The following is a 12,003-nucleotide window of genomic DNA, read 5'->3' on the forward strand; positions in this document are numbered from 1 at the left end:
CTGCCATCATGGTGAGGCCCCGCACCGGAGCCCGGGCGGGGCCTTCGCCATGCCGTGGGTCAGCGGCGGTACAGCGACCGCATGGACCGCTGCAAGGCTGCGCGGACGCTCGCCTCGATTGCGCCTTCGTCGATGACGAACAGCTTCCCGGCTGGACAGTGCTGGCTGGGGAGCACTGTGATGTGGTCGTACCCGCGTGCTTCGACGACCGCGAGGATCTCGTCCAGGCGGTGTGGTTCACAGAGGACAGTGCGCTTGGCGTCGCCGTCGATCTGCTTCCAGAACGCCTCGTCGGTAGAACTGTCGCTCATGCGGTGGGCTCCTCACCCGGGCGCACCGAGTCCTCGGCGTAGTACGGATTAGCCCACGGCATGGTGCGATAGGCCGCAGTCGCTTGCTCGCGCATCTTGGCGTGCATGTCGCGGATCCCTTCGGGGTCGCCCCACACGATCCGATCGATCACCCGACGACGCGCCTCTTCGGAAACACCCTCGTCGGCCATGGCGCGTTCGGCCATGTCCAGCGTGCGCCGCAAGACCTCGGTCTGCATCCGCTGCGCTGGGTTGAAGAGGAGCGTCCGCCGCATCCCGGGCTGCTGGTCGAGGTGGCGGGCGAGGGTGTCGTCCGTGAACTCGCTCATGCGATCTTCCCCTTGTCCGGAAGCGCGGAGGCTGCGCTCACTTTCGGGTCGATGACGTCGATCACCTCGCTGATCACGTCTTGGTGCAGGTGCCCGCCCCAACTCTCCATCACATCGGGCAAAGCGGTTCGCTGCTGCTCCGCCAGCTCGTGTGCGAACGCGTCGAGGTTGGCCTCGGCCCGCGCCGTGCTGAGGCCGGCCTGGCGGAGGTAGGCGAGCAGCCTGTCGCGCTCGGTCACCTGGTCGTCTCCTCGCTGCTCGGCGGCCGCTCGGCGTGAGTCCGGGAGTCGCCGTTGATGTCGATGCAGATCTGCCGGGCCCGTTCGTGGTTGATGCTCGCCCAGCTGCCGATCTCGCGGAAGGAATGACCGTCGAGGCGCGCGGCCGCGACGTGTTCGCGGCGGGTCTGTTCCCGCTGGTCGATGGCTTTCGTGTCTCGGCGCAGTTGCGCCTCCCAGTCGGTCATGAGGGCATCGTCTCACGAGGGGTGTCTGTTTCCTAGACGCGAGTCTGTCTATTCGCTAGACATTCATGAGCGCCCATGCCATGCTCTTGGTGTCTAGAAAATAGACAGTCGAGCTCAGGGGGAACCGCAGATGAGGCGCACCGCACGGGAGACCACCACCGCCACCCTCACCCGCCTCATCAAGGCCCTCGACCGACAGCACCCCGTCACCATCAGCTACCTGAAGGAAGAGAAGAACGCCGACGGCCGCAAGACCGGCCGGCTCGTCGAGACCACGCGCACCGTCGAGATCTACGACTTCTACGTCAGCGCCGCCGGCGACATCCTCGCCAAGGCCATGGACCGCCAGACCGGCGAACGCCGCGACTTCCGCATCGACCGACTGATCTCGTACTCGATCCACCGCACCGCCTACCTGGTGCCGCGCCCCGTCGCCGCCGAACCCAAGGCCCGTCCGACCCGCGGCCTGGTCACCGTCCCCGCGCTCTACCCCGTCGGCTGTCCCATCGCCCGCCGCGTCCAGCTGCTGGCCAACGAACTCGCCGCTTGACCCACCCGTTCAGACAGGAGCCTCATGACCACCGCCATCGCGTCCACCACCGCCACCCTCATCGCCGACGCCTACCTCGCCGACGCCCTGCACTGGCTCGCCGCCGCGGACGAGGCGGCCGCCGCCGGCAACCGCGCCCAGGCCGCGGACTACCAGCTCCTCGCCGACGCGAGCCTGGCCCTCGCCGGACTCTGACCCACCCCAGGTGCGGCCAGCCCACCGGCTGGCCGCACCCTCGCCGACTTCCGCACAGACACCATCGCCGCACAGATGCTGCTCGCGGCCTGAACAGGAGAGCCATGACCATCGAGCCCACGCCCAAGACGTTCGAAGAGCAGTGCATCAACATCGCCCTCGGCGAGAACGGCCTGCGCATCAGCGTCCAGCCGATGAGCGGTCACGACCGCTGCTTCGCCTGCTACACGCTCCTGGACTACGGCCAGTGGGGCGTCGTGCTCCCTGACTCCCAGGGCCGCTTCGACCGTGTCGCGTTCTGCCGGGGCTGCATCACGGCGCTCGCCACCGCGCACGAGCACGTCCCGGCCGCCTCGGCCCCGGACCCGCTCGACGAGTACAGCGCCGCCGACGCCCACTCCGGGCGCTGACCTGCCCCGGGTGCGGCCGGCCCGCGGGCGGGCCGCACCTCTCGCCGCTTGACCCGCCGACACGACAGGATGAACCCCATGCCCGACCAGTCCGAACTCCGCGCCATCGCCACCGAGCTGATCCGCAATGCCGTCAAGGCCATTGACCCCGAGGTCGCCTGCAATCACGTCATCGCGACCCGGGGCGAGGCCGTCGACGTCGACGCGCTCGCCTTCGGATCCAACACCGCCGTCCGCACGGCGCAGCTCGACATCTCGTGGGACGACGACACTGAGGCCGACGCCTCCCGCCTCGTCCGCGTCGAGCTACTGGTGGAGCGCGCCCGCGACAAGGGCAACACGACCATCGACACGGATGTGCTGCTCGACGCGCTCGGCCTGGAGTCGTAACCCGCGTCGCCTGACCCCGCGCACAGCAGAGGGCCCGATCCCCGGTCTCGCCGCCGCCCCAGGGATCGGGCCCTCTGCGCCTAACCGATCCACCCGAACCGACCGCAACCGCCCACCCCGGCAAGAGAGGATGACCTCATGGCCACCCGCACGTTCCCCCTCGCCGACATCCTGTCCGTCACCACAGGGCTGCTGCTCACGCAGCGCACCGGGGAACGTGGCGCCGCCCTGGATGAGATCTTCGAGTTCATGACCGGAGAGAAGCTCGCCTGGTGGCAGGCCCCCCGCGCGGCCGACGCCTGCACGGAAGCGCTCGTCGCCCAGCATCCGTTCCTCGCCGACCTCGTGCCGCCGAAGGTGGCCCAGGCCCCGATCGGGAAGGCCACGCTGCTCATGTGGCTGACCACGGCCCAGTTGAAGCACGGCACCAAGCTGGACATCGAGCCACTCACCGACTGGGTGCACCAGGCCAAGGGGCAGGAACTCATCGACCAGATCGAGCTGGTCAACCTGCAGACCACCTGACCCCACCCCGTGCAGCAGAGGGCCCGCTCCGGGTGGCTGGAGCGGGCCCTCTGCTGTGCGCGTCCAATACCGGACCGCAACCCGTTCGGGTCACAGAAACCCCACACTGCCCTTATGTCGCCCTCACAACGGCTACATTCGCCCCGCAGAAATCCGCACCAAGGGGGGCAATCATGAGCCAGCAGTACACCCAGCAGCCCGGAGGGGGCGCACCCGCCCCGCCGCCGCCGAAGAAGCGCGGCCTGGGCAAGAAGGTCGGCCTCGGATGCTTCGGCATCGTCGGCCTGATCATCGTCATCGCGGTCGCTGCCTCAGGCGGCTCCAACGGCAAGTCCGATGGGTCTTCCAAGAAGTCCGGCAGTGACGCGAAGGGCGCCAGCTCGACCGCCGTGTTCAAGGTCTGGGGCACCGCACCGGACGGCCAGCTCGGATCGCTCGACATCACCTATGGCAGCGACTCCGACACCCGGAAGGGCCACTGGAAGAACGGCTTCACCGAGAAGCTGCCCGTGGACAAGGACGCTATGTACTACTCGGTGACCGCGCAGCTCCAGGGCTCGGGAGACATCAACTGCTCGGTCACCATCGGCGGGAAGACGAAGTCCGGGCACGCGTCGGGCGGCTACAACATCTGCTCGGCACAGTTGAACGGTCTCGGTGGCGGCTGGGAAGGCTGATCCACAGGCGGCGGCCCCACTCGGATCTCCGGGCGGGGCCGTTTGTGCTGTCGGACTCCCCCCCGAGTGCTGTTGTCGGCCGAGTGGCCAGTTGCCGCGCGCATACTGGCGGAATGACCGACACGCACGTCCGGCTCCCCGGCGCCACGGTCCAGGCCATCAGCGATCAACTCGAAGGACGCGGCTGGGATCCGGAGTACGTCACCGACGTCGAGATCAAGATGACGTTCCCGGACCCAAGCACGGGTTTCGCGATGCAGTTCTCCGAGTTCTGGCTGTCTTGGCGGCTGGTCGACGGACGGCTGGCATTCGGGGTGGGCGACGACTATGGAGCCCCCGAGCGCACGCGCCTGGACTGGCGTACCCGCCTTGACGTCGAAGCCGACACGTCTGCCCAAGCTGTGGCGCTGGCAGCGGACCGGGCGATGCACTGGCTGTGGCACTGTGACGAACGGGACGCCCTTCGGGAGTTGCACGACAAGATCAGGCTGCTCGGCGCCATGGAGACGAGGATGAAGGAGCTGGGGCGCCGGCTGATGGTCACACCGGGGATGGTCCGGGACGCTCTCAAGCCGAGCGGGAGTTGGACGCCGTGACCGATCTTGAGCGGATGGCGGTGTGGCTTCGGGATGTGATGGACGCTGCCGAGCTGGCCGCGCAGAAAGCAGCCGAGGTCTGTGGCTGCCACCCGCCCGCACCCTCGTGGTCCTTCCGCGACGGCGACGAACCGACCGACGGGCGGATCCTCGTCGTCGATGACCCGCACCCTCGCCCGAAGCGGAAGATCGGGCGACGCTGGAACACCTCATACGAGGGCCTGTTCATGGCCCAGCACATCGTCCGCCACGACCCGGCCGCCGTGCTGCGCCGGATCGCCGCCGACCGGATGATGCTCGCCGACCTGGAGCGCATCACCAAGGGCGACTACATCGACGACGGCGAACTGCCGCTCGCAGAGCACGTTATCCGCAGGCTCGCCGAGGGGTACGGCTGGCCCACCGCCACGGAGGTGTCGACGTGACCAACGACCCCACCTCGCCGATCGATGACCTGCCGCAGCTCGCCGCGTCGAGCACAAGCCTTCGGTTGCAGCGCCTCGCCGAAGAGGGGGGCGTGCTGGGCCGGCTGATCGCCTGGGATCCGTTCGGAGTAGCGAAGGCCGCTGCGGCGCGCCACGTCGAAGGCCTCCGCGATCAAGCCGCCCTCGCCGAGTATGGGCTCCTGGCGGGCGCTCTCGGAGCCACCCGGGAGACGTCGTACAAGATCCTGCGCATGGCGCAGCACGACGTCGCTCTCACGTACGGCTACCGAGAAGCCGGACAGTCACCCACGATCCTCGAGATCGAGCACGCCACCGAGCTGCTCCGGGGCTTGATGTCGGGTATCGGGGTCCCCATGACTGTCCGTGAGGTCGAGGCCCGGAGGCGTAGCCAGTTGGAGCGGCTGTCGGCCCGCGTCACCGTGACCCTGGCGCGCGTACGGCCGCCTCGCTGTGGCTGCCCGAGACGGGAAGCGCCAGACGTGTAACTGACTGTCCATTCAGTCAGTAGGTGGAGCAGGTGACGGTGCACAATTGGGCTCAACACCCTCACGCACCACGGGAGGCCCGCCATGCCCACTCCCTGTCCTGGCTCGTGCAACAACGCCTGGCGCCGTGCCGGGAACGAACTCGCCACCACCGACACCCTGCACGACATCCCCGCCACCTGGGGCCAGCCCGTCCACTGCGAACGCTGCACCACCCGAACCCGCGCGCAACTCGCCGAGCTCCCCGAGCTCGTCGCCGCAATCAGCCTCGAAGCCCTCTACGGCACCGCCCCGAAGACCACCGGCACCATCGGCCGCGCTACCGTCGCCACCTGGCCCGGCCAAGCCGCCCGCATCCTCACCGACCACATCGCCGGCGGACTCCTCGCCCTCGAAGACGACATCCGCGAACTCCGCCGTTTCCGGCACCGCCCCGGCCGCGGCACTGAGGGCCACGGGGTCACAGGCTCAACCCGGTTCCTGGCCTCGCACCTGACGTGGGCTCTGACGGAACACCCGCTCGCCCATGAGACCCACGACAGGTTGTCCGGGAACCCGGCCTCCCAGATCCAGGGCTGGCACCGCGCGGCCGAGCGATTCACCCGGCGCGATCCCCGGCTGGAACACCATCGGGTGCCGTGTCCGCGCTGCGATCTGCTGACCCTGTACCGGGCCGACGGCGACGATTACATCGAATGCCGAAACATCAACTGCGCGCTGCTTCTGACGCCTTCGGAGTTTCACGGGCACGTCAAGGAAGTGGCCTCTGAATGCCAGGTTGTGGGAGTGGGTTGACCATGGAGTCGCGTTACGCGTAACTTCAGTTCCGGACAGGTATGTCCGTTGATCCTCGGCCCCGGAGTCCTCGACTTCGGGGCTTTCGCGTATGTCCCCTACGGGAGGCTGCTGTGGTCGACTTCGACGGCGATCTCCAGGCGACGCTCTGGACGACGGCCGAGGCCGCTGAGGCGGCGGGTGTCGAGCCGGGCGTGATCCGGATCTGGGCGCACCGGGGGCACCTCCGGCGGGCGAACTCGGAGAAGTGCCGGACGCCGAAGTACCGCGCGATCGACGTGGTGAAGGCGGAGCAGGCGACGAGGTCGAGGGCCCGGCGGTCGTACGCGACCGTCTGAGCAGCCGCAGCTGAACTTCCGCCGCCGGTCGGGCTGTGAGGGTTCCGGCCGACGGCGGATCACCACCGCCCCCACTGGCCGGGCCCTGGCTTCGCCGACCTGAACGGCAGAGCCAGGGCCCAACCCCGGTCAACTACCCCATGGCCGCGCCGATCGCGTACCCGACCAGGCTCACCGCCACCACGGACAGACCCAGCGCGGCCCCCTGCTGCTTAGCGACCTTGCCCAGGTACGCCTGGCCCGCCATCGCCGCCACCATCACGATGATGGCCTTCTGCTTCTTCGACATGCTCACTCACCTCCTTTCAGTTGGAGCTGAGGCGAGCGTCGCACACGCCACTGACAACGGCCTCGATGAGCGGGGAGGCACCGCATGGCAGATCTCCCTCCCACACCCGCACCGGCCGGGCCTCTCACCGCGGACACGGCGCTCGGCCACGCGGCCCGGCTCCTGCTGAACGCGGAACTGATCACCGATCAGGCGCTCATGCAGCGCTACGAGAGCCTCGCCGACAGCTGGATCGCGATCGCCCGCACGCTCGACGTCCGCCAGGAGGGGCCGTGACCGAGCCGCGCGCGAAGGCCTCCCACCGGGCTGCCGAGACCGAACTCGTCATCACCCGCGCCGACGGCACCGTCATCCCCCTCGGCCGCGGCGCCTACTGGCACCGCAACCCCCTCCGCCGCCTGTGGTGGCGCCTGTGGGGTCAGCCCCGCTTCAACCGCCGCGCCCGAGCGGCCAACCGCGCGGCACGGGCCGCCGACACTCAGGAGAGGTAGCCATGGCCACCACGGTCGCATTCACCAGCAAGGGCCGCGAGATCGTGGCCGGCCGTCTCATCGGCACCAGCCCGACCCAGGCCGAGCCGAAGAACCTTGGTTGGGGCACGGGCGCCGGCACAGCCGCCGCGACGGACGTGGCCGCTTTCACGGAGGCCGCCGAGTCCCGGGTGGCGGGCACCAGTTCGCAGGTGACGACGACGTCCTCGAACGACACCTACCAGGTGGCTGGCACGATGACGTCGGCGTCCGGGCAGACGATCACGGAGACGTTCCTGTCGGACTCCGCGTCGAAGCCCGCGGCGACGACCGCGAACGGCGCGATCTCCTCGACGTCCTCGACCTCGATCACCGTCGCCTCGGCGTCAGGATTCCCGGGGTCCGGGAACTACAACATCCAGATCGACTCCGAGGTTCTGCTCGTCACCGGCGGCCAGGGCACCACGACGTGGACGGTCACCCGCGGCGTCAACGGCTCGACGGCTGCCACGCACTCCAACGGCGCCGTCATCACCGGCGGGAACGCCCCCGGTTCGAGCGCGGTGACGAACGGGTCGCTGCTGATCCACGCGTCTTTCACGGGACTGGCGCTGAACACGGGCGACTCCTTGACGGCCACGACGAAGCTCAGCTTCTCCTGACCCGCTGACAGCACCTGCGGGAGGAGAACGCAGTGTCGATCTCCGCCGTGGGCACGTTGCAAGCCAACCGCGGGACGGGCGTCACCACGCTGACCGTGTCGAGCCCCACCGTCGGCAACGCCTGGCTGCTCGCGGTCCGCGTCGCCTCCAGCTCGATCACGGTGTCCTCCGTGTCCGGCGGCGGCCCGTCCACCTGGACCCGCATCGCCTCGGTGTCGCAGGCCGTCGTCAACGGCACCCTGGAGATCTGGCTCGGCACGATCGCCGCAACCACCCCGACGACGATCACGGTGACGTTCAGCGGGTCCGTCGCCGCCATCAGTACCGAGCTGTGCGCCGAACAGTTCTCCAGCAGCCTCGCCAACACCGTGTGGGCAGCCGACGGCACCGGCGGCAACACCAGCGGCTCAGCCACAACGGCGATCACCTTCCCATCGCTGACCCCGAGCGCAGGCGCGCGCCTCTACTACGGGTACGCCTACGTCACGAACACCACCGTGGCGGGCTCGACTTCCGGTTTCACGTACACGGTCACCGCCGCAGGCAACGCCGTTCTCTGGAATCCCGGCGTGACCGCAGCGTCCGCCCCCACCTGCACGCAGACCCCGGCCGGCAACGTGGCCACGCTCGGCGTCCTCGTCCGAGCGAGCGGGGCCGTGAGCCTCGCCGGAGCGTCGACGGGCGGCAGCAGCATCGGCCGACAGGCCTGGCTCGCGCAAGCGGCGACCGGGACCGGCAACTCGCAGCTCGTCCGCACGGCAGCGGCACCACGGAGCGCTTCCGCAACGGCTGCAGCGAGCCTCTCGCGTACGGTCGGCCGGCCTCTGGCCGCAGCGGTCAGCACGGCGAGATCCCTCGCCGTGACGGCGGCCCGGGCGCTACTCCTGGTGGCAGCGGTTGTCGGCTCGGGCACCGTCCGGCGCGCAGTGGGCCAGAGCGCGGGCGCCGTGTCTCTCAGCGCGGCAACCGTGCGACGCGGCATCGGCCAGGCAGCCCCAGGTGCGGCGACGGGCGGCACCACGGTGAGGCGCGGTCTCGCGACAACGGCGGCGGCGAACCGGACGGCCGCGGCGGTGCTCATCCGAGGCCCGCAGGTCGCACTGACGCAGAGCGTGCACGGGACAGGGCTGCTGGCACGGATGGCCGGCGTCCGGGTGACGGCTGCCGGACTCGGCGTCGGACAGGCCCGGAACGGGGTCGGCCGTACGCTGGCAACGTCGACTACCGGCGCCACTGCTCTGGCCCGTGGAACTGCTGCGGTGGCCGCTGTCGCTGCCACGGCTGCGGCGACCGTGCGGCGGGCGGCCGCTCGCGCCTATGCCGGGGCGGCTGGAGCAACGGCGGTCAGCATCGGGCAGGCGGCGCTCGGCCGGACGTACGCCGCCATCGCGAGCTCGGCTCCGGCGCTGAGCGTCGGGGCAGCCCTCTCCCGCTCGTACGCCGCCACGGCGACTGCGGTCGGCGCGGTGACACGGTCCGTCGCCCGCAGCGTCACGGTGGCCGCGACGGCCACTGCCACAGTCCTCGTCGGCTCCGTCCACCTCCTGATCCTGGCCGTGGCCAGCACGGCCGGGGCGGCGCTGATGCTCGGCCGGGCCGCGTTCCTCACGGCCCTCGCCACAACCACCGGCGCCGGTGCCCTCCGACGGACCCTCGCTCGCCCCGTCACCACCACGACGTCGGCCACGGGCAACCTCACACGCTCGGCCGCGACCGGCCTGACCGCAGGCTCGACGAGCACCAGCTCCCTCCGACGTGGCCTCGCCCGAGCCCAAGCCGCCTCGGCCACCGGCACGGCCAGCGTGCTGGTTGGTGCAGCGCTGTCGCTGATCCTCGCGGCCGCAGCGACCGCCGCCCGTACGGTCACGATCGCCAGGGCCACGTTCCTTGCCCTTGCCACCAACGGCCTGGGCAGTGGCAGTCTCACCCGCGGGGCCCACGCCGGACTTGCTGGATCGAGTACGAGCACCAGTGGCGTCACTCGGCGTGCCGGCCTGGTCGTCTCGGCCACTGCGACGGTGTCCGGAGCACTCGGCCGGGCCCTCGCGCAGGCCATGAACACGGTCGCAGGCAGCTCGCGCGCCGTGGCCCGCAGCGTGGGTCGGCCGCTTGCGGCCGGAGCGGTCGCCGTCACCGGCATCGAGCTGATGCGGTCCACGCTCATCCTCATCCTGGAGACGTCCGCGACCGGCGCGGTGTCCATGCTCCGGCGCGCTGCCCTCACCCGCGCGACAGCCGCGAACTCGACGGCTGGCCTCACCCGGGCCGCCACGCTCACCGCCCGGGCAGACGTCCTCACCGCGAGCGTGCTGCGGCGCGCCACGGGCCGCACCGTGGCCACATCGGCGACCACGGCAACCTCGGCGAGCGTGGCCCGCGGCTATGCAGCGGTCCTGGCCGCTACCGCCGTCACCGCGGTGGAGACCGTCGTCCAGACCGTCCGCGCGCTCCGGGACCTCACCATCACGGTCACCGCCGGGCTCGCCCGCTGGTCAGTCCAAGACCTCCGGGCCCGTTGGACCGCCGAACAGGCGGGCCCGCGCTGGTCGATCCGGGAGCCGGCCGCGCGCTGGCGGGCATGGCTGAGTGGCGGCCGCTGGCGAACGTGGTTCTAGGGGAGGGGCACGGGTGCAAACGATCTCTGTTCAGTCCCTGGAGTACGTGCAGGCACAGGTGACCGCCACCGTGGCAGGAGCCCCCTACAACCCGACGGTGGACGCGGTTGAGTTCGCGTTCACCAGCGGCAGCGCCCAACCCACCCAGTGGTACACGGGCAGTTGGGACACCAGCCAGCCCAACCCCGGGACGAGCGCCTACTGCGCGCAGATCCTCGTCGGCCCCAGCGGAACGGTCGAGCTGCCAGCAGGCCGCTACACCTACTGGATCAAGATCCACGACAACCCCGAGACGCCCGTTCTGCCCGTCGGACAGCTCGCGATCACCTAGGAGGCCTGGCGTGGACGCCCTCACCCAATCCCCAGCCCCCCAACTCGCCACCCCGCCAGCGGCCGCCGCACCTGAGGGCCCGGTGTGCACGGCCTGCGGGGACGCGGCGGTCGTGCAGTGGCAGCGCCGGCCGACCGACGCCGAGGTCGCCGAGACCGTCCGTGCGGAGCAGGAGCGCCGCGACCAGGTCGTCCTCCTCTCCGATCCGCAACTCCCGGAGCCTGTGTTCGGGCCGCTGCCGTCGGCGGACGGCATGACGCGCGCCGTGTACGGGTGCGCCGCGCATGCCGTCACTCTGGACCTCGCGGCACGCGTGCACGCCAGCACGTGCACGGCCCCGGCCGAAGGCGATCTCCCGGGGTGCGGCTGCAAGCCCGAACCCGCCCCGACCGCGCCCCTGGAAGAGGCGCCCCTGCTGCCGGACCACTGGGTGACGGGCGGCAACTGATGCCGAAGCAGGGGCATGGACGTGAGCTGCCCGAAGGGTTCGAGGAGTTCCGGGCGGACGGCAACCGCCGCTGCTGGAGCCGCAGCAAGAAGAGCAACGGGGAGCAGTGCGGTGCCCCAGCCATGCTCGGCCAGAACATCTGCCACCACCACGGCGGGTCCGCGCCGCAGAGCATCAGAGCGGCCAAGGAGCGGCTGTCCGAAGAGAGGGCGCGGAAGCTCGTGGCAACCTACGGCCGGAAGATCGAGACCACCGCCACGGAGGCGCTCCTCGACGAGGTGCAGTGGACGGCCGGACACGTCGCCTGGCTGCGGGAACGCGTCCAGGAGATCGAAGAGGGCGCGGTCGCGGACGGGACGGACGGCGCGCATCCGTTGGTATGGGGCGTCACCCGCGAGAAGACCGGCGGCGAAGACCATGGGGTCACCTCCGAGGCCTCCCCGAACGTCTGGTTGAAGCTGTACCAGCAGGAGCGCACGCACCTGGTGAAGGTGTGCGAGGCGGCTATCCGCGCGGGCATCGAGGAGCGGCGGGTCCGGCTGGCGGAGGAGCAGGGCGCCCTCGTGGCACAGGTGATCAGGCTGATCCTGGCCGACCTCGACCTGACGGCGGAGCAGCGGCAGCGAGTACCGGAGATCGTGCCGCGCCATCTGCGCGCGCTGGGATCCTGACCGG

At 70.3% G+C, this 12,003-nt stretch carries 23 protein-coding genes; 18 read left to right on the top strand and 5 right to left on the bottom strand.

Features of this window, described 5'->3' with window-relative positions:
* Window positions 1–59: 59 nt before the first annotated feature.
* From IO36_RS04685 to IO36_RS04700, 4 genes are read right to left on the bottom strand one after another with little or no spacing between them, the layout of a single operon-like run.
* Window positions 60–311, bottom strand: a complete 252-nt coding sequence (locus tag IO36_RS04685; protein WP_037616404.1) for a hypothetical protein — start codon at window positions 309–311, stop codon at window positions 60–62.
* Window positions 308–640 carry a hypothetical protein gene (locus IO36_RS04690; RefSeq protein WP_037616406.1) on the bottom strand — a complete coding sequence of 111 codons (333 nt, stop codon included), beginning with the start codon at window positions 638–640 and terminating at the stop codon, window positions 308–310. The genes IO36_RS04685 and IO36_RS04690 overlap by 4 nt, the downstream gene beginning before the upstream one ends.
* Window positions 637–879 (bottom strand): hypothetical protein, encoded by a 243-nt coding sequence (locus IO36_RS04695; RefSeq protein ID WP_037616408.1) that lies wholly within the window; start codon window positions 877–879, stop codon window positions 637–639. Before IO36_RS04695 ends, IO36_RS04690 begins: the two co-directional genes overlap by 4 nt.
* Entirely contained in the window at window positions 876–1,106 is a 231-nt protein-coding gene (locus tag IO36_RS04700) for a hypothetical protein (RefSeq protein WP_037616410.1), read from the bottom strand. The genes IO36_RS04695 and IO36_RS04700 overlap by 4 nt, the downstream gene beginning before the upstream one ends.
* Before the next feature lie 130 nt (window positions 1,107–1,236).
* Here IO36_RS04700 and IO36_RS04705 point away from each other — a divergent pair, with 130 nt between their 5' ends.
* The 11 genes from IO36_RS04705 to IO36_RS04750 all read left to right on the top strand — a co-directional run bounded on the left by IO36_RS04705 (window position 1,237) and on the right by IO36_RS04750 (window position 6,513).
* Complete coding sequence (locus IO36_RS04705) at window positions 1,237–1,656, top strand: WYL domain-containing protein (RefSeq protein WP_037616412.1); 420 nt, start codon at window positions 1,237–1,239, stop codon at window positions 1,654–1,656.
* A 24-nt stretch (window positions 1,657–1,680) separates the two neighbouring features.
* A complete protein-coding gene (locus IO36_RS46690; protein WP_158997214.1) occupies window positions 1,681–1,851 on the top strand; it encodes a hypothetical protein in 171 nt (56 codons plus the stop codon).
* A gap of 104 nt (window positions 1,852–1,955) precedes the next feature.
* Window positions 1,956–2,261: a hypothetical protein gene (locus tag IO36_RS45750; RefSeq protein WP_037616414.1), complete on the top strand. Its 306-nt coding sequence runs from the start codon at window positions 1,956–1,958 to the stop codon at window positions 2,259–2,261.
* A 78-nt stretch (window positions 2,262–2,339) separates the two neighbouring features.
* Entirely contained in the window at window positions 2,340–2,651 is a 312-nt protein-coding gene (locus IO36_RS04715) for a hypothetical protein (protein WP_037616415.1), read from the top strand.
* A 138-nt stretch (window positions 2,652–2,789) separates the two neighbouring features.
* Window positions 2,790–3,176 carry a DUF7736 domain-containing protein gene (locus IO36_RS04720; protein WP_037616417.1) on the top strand — a complete coding sequence of 129 codons (387 nt, stop codon included), beginning with the start codon at window positions 2,790–2,792 and terminating at the stop codon, window positions 3,174–3,176.
* Between the two features lie 173 nt (window positions 3,177–3,349).
* Complete coding sequence (locus tag IO36_RS47930) at window positions 3,350–3,853, top strand: hypothetical protein (RefSeq protein WP_245173122.1); 504 nt, start codon at window positions 3,350–3,352, stop codon at window positions 3,851–3,853.
* Window positions 3,854–3,966: 113 nt separating this feature from the next.
* Window positions 3,967–4,449: a hypothetical protein gene (locus IO36_RS04730; protein WP_037616419.1), complete on the top strand. Its 483-nt coding sequence runs from the start codon at window positions 3,967–3,969 to the stop codon at window positions 4,447–4,449.
* Window positions 4,446–4,874: a DUF6221 family protein gene (locus IO36_RS04735; RefSeq protein WP_158997216.1), complete on the top strand. Its 429-nt coding sequence runs from the start codon at window positions 4,446–4,448 to the stop codon at window positions 4,872–4,874. The genes IO36_RS04730 and IO36_RS04735 overlap by 4 nt, the downstream gene beginning before the upstream one ends.
* Window positions 4,871–5,380 (top strand): hypothetical protein, encoded by a 510-nt coding sequence (locus IO36_RS04740; protein WP_037616424.1) that lies wholly within the window; start codon window positions 4,871–4,873, stop codon window positions 5,378–5,380. Before IO36_RS04735 ends, IO36_RS04740 begins: the two co-directional genes overlap by 4 nt.
* Before the next feature lie 84 nt (window positions 5,381–5,464).
* Entirely contained in the window at window positions 5,465–6,175 is a 711-nt protein-coding gene (locus IO36_RS04745; protein WP_037616425.1) for a hypothetical protein, read from the top strand.
* Between the two features lie 113 nt (window positions 6,176–6,288).
* Window positions 6,289–6,513: a MerR family transcriptional regulator gene (locus IO36_RS04750; protein WP_037616428.1), complete on the top strand. Its 225-nt coding sequence runs from the start codon at window positions 6,289–6,291 to the stop codon at window positions 6,511–6,513.
* Between the two features lie 133 nt (window positions 6,514–6,646).
* On the opposite strand, the gene IO36_RS46695 is transcribed toward IO36_RS04750, so the two are convergent.
* Window positions 6,647–6,808, bottom strand: a complete 162-nt coding sequence (locus tag IO36_RS46695) for a hypothetical protein (RefSeq protein WP_158997218.1) — start codon at window positions 6,806–6,808, stop codon at window positions 6,647–6,649.
* Window positions 6,809–6,886: 78 nt separating this feature from the next.
* Here IO36_RS46695 and IO36_RS04755 point away from each other — a divergent pair, with 78 nt between their 5' ends.
* The 7 genes from IO36_RS04755 to IO36_RS04785 are packed head-to-tail and all read left to right on the top strand — an operon-like array spanning window position 6,887 to window position 11,999.
* On the top strand, window positions 6,887–7,078 hold the full coding sequence (locus IO36_RS04755; protein WP_037616430.1) for a hypothetical protein: 192 nt from the start codon (window positions 6,887–6,889) through the stop codon (window positions 7,076–7,078).
* On the top strand, window positions 7,075–7,293 hold the full coding sequence (locus tag IO36_RS04760) for a hypothetical protein (RefSeq protein WP_037616431.1): 219 nt from the start codon (window positions 7,075–7,077) through the stop codon (window positions 7,291–7,293). Before IO36_RS04755 ends, IO36_RS04760 begins: the two co-directional genes overlap by 4 nt.
* Before the next feature lie 2 nt (window positions 7,294–7,295).
* Window positions 7,296–7,934, top strand: a complete 639-nt coding sequence (locus IO36_RS04765) for a hypothetical protein (RefSeq protein ID WP_037616433.1) — start codon at window positions 7,296–7,298, stop codon at window positions 7,932–7,934.
* A 32-nt stretch (window positions 7,935–7,966) separates the two neighbouring features.
* Window positions 7,967–10,549 (top strand): hypothetical protein, encoded by a 2,583-nt coding sequence (locus IO36_RS04770; RefSeq protein ID WP_037616434.1) that lies wholly within the window; start codon window positions 7,967–7,969, stop codon window positions 10,547–10,549.
* 13 nt (window positions 10,550–10,562) lie between these two features.
* Window positions 10,563–10,880: a hypothetical protein gene (locus IO36_RS04775; protein ID WP_158997220.1), complete on the top strand. Its 318-nt coding sequence runs from the start codon at window positions 10,563–10,565 to the stop codon at window positions 10,878–10,880.
* 10 nt (window positions 10,881–10,890) lie between these two features.
* The gene (locus tag IO36_RS04780) at window positions 10,891–11,328 is read left to right on the top strand and encodes a hypothetical protein (protein ID WP_158997222.1); all 438 of its coding nucleotides are present in this window, start codon (window positions 10,891–10,893) and stop codon (window positions 11,326–11,328) included.
* The gene (locus IO36_RS04785; RefSeq protein WP_037616436.1) at window positions 11,328–11,999 is read left to right on the top strand and encodes a hypothetical protein; all 672 of its coding nucleotides are present in this window, start codon (window positions 11,328–11,330) and stop codon (window positions 11,997–11,999) included. The genes IO36_RS04780 and IO36_RS04785 overlap by 1 nt, the downstream gene beginning before the upstream one ends.
* The last annotated feature ends 4 nt before the right edge of the window (window positions 12,000–12,003 follow it).

Origin of the sequence: Streptomyces aureus (assembly GCF_000725495.1) — a bacterium.
In the GTDB taxonomy this organism is placed as follows: domain Bacteria; phylum Actinomycetota; class Actinomycetes; order Streptomycetales; family Streptomycetaceae; genus Streptomyces; species Streptomyces aureus_B.

What these genes read in the sequence shown, in the direction of transcription:
- IO36_RS04690 (WP_037616406.1), bottom strand. Translation starts at nt 640, where the DNA reads ATGAGCGAGTTCACGGACGACACCCTCGCCCGCCACCTCGACCAGCAG.
- IO36_RS04705 (WP_037616412.1), top strand. Translation starts at nt 1,237, where the DNA reads ATGAGGCGCACCGCACGGGAGACCACCACCGCCACCCTCACCCGCCTC.
- IO36_RS04755 (WP_037616430.1), top strand. Translation starts at nt 6,887, where the DNA reads ATGGCAGATCTCCCTCCCACACCCGCACCGGCCGGGCCTCTCACCGCG.
- IO36_RS45750 (WP_037616414.1), top strand. Translation starts at nt 1,956, where the DNA reads ATGACCATCGAGCCCACGCCCAAGACGTTCGAAGAGCAGTGCATCAAC.
- IO36_RS04730 (WP_037616419.1), top strand. Translation starts at nt 3,967, where the DNA reads ATGACCGACACGCACGTCCGGCTCCCCGGCGCCACGGTCCAGGCCATC.
- IO36_RS04765 (WP_037616433.1), top strand. Translation starts at nt 7,296, where the DNA reads ATGGCCACCACGGTCGCATTCACCAGCAAGGGCCGCGAGATCGTGGCC.
- IO36_RS04700 (WP_037616410.1), bottom strand. Translation starts at nt 1,106, where the DNA reads ATGACCGACTGGGAGGCGCAACTGCGCCGAGACACGAAAGCCATCGAC.
- IO36_RS47930 (WP_245173122.1), top strand. Translation starts at nt 3,350, where the DNA reads ATGAGCCAGCAGTACACCCAGCAGCCCGGAGGGGGCGCACCCGCCCCG.
- IO36_RS04785 (WP_037616436.1), top strand. Translation starts at nt 11,328, where the DNA reads ATGCCGAAGCAGGGGCATGGACGTGAGCTGCCCGAAGGGTTCGAGGAG.
- IO36_RS04685 (WP_037616404.1), bottom strand. Translation starts at nt 311, where the DNA reads ATGAGCGACAGTTCTACCGACGAGGCGTTCTGGAAGCAGATCGACGGC.
- IO36_RS04715 (WP_037616415.1), top strand. Translation starts at nt 2,340, where the DNA reads ATGCCCGACCAGTCCGAACTCCGCGCCATCGCCACCGAGCTGATCCGC.
- IO36_RS04720 (WP_037616417.1), top strand. Translation starts at nt 2,790, where the DNA reads ATGGCCACCCGCACGTTCCCCCTCGCCGACATCCTGTCCGTCACCACA.
- IO36_RS46690 (WP_158997214.1), top strand. Translation starts at nt 1,681, where the DNA reads ATGACCACCGCCATCGCGTCCACCACCGCCACCCTCATCGCCGACGCC.
- IO36_RS04745 (WP_037616425.1), top strand. Translation starts at nt 5,465, where the DNA reads ATGCCCACTCCCTGTCCTGGCTCGTGCAACAACGCCTGGCGCCGTGCC.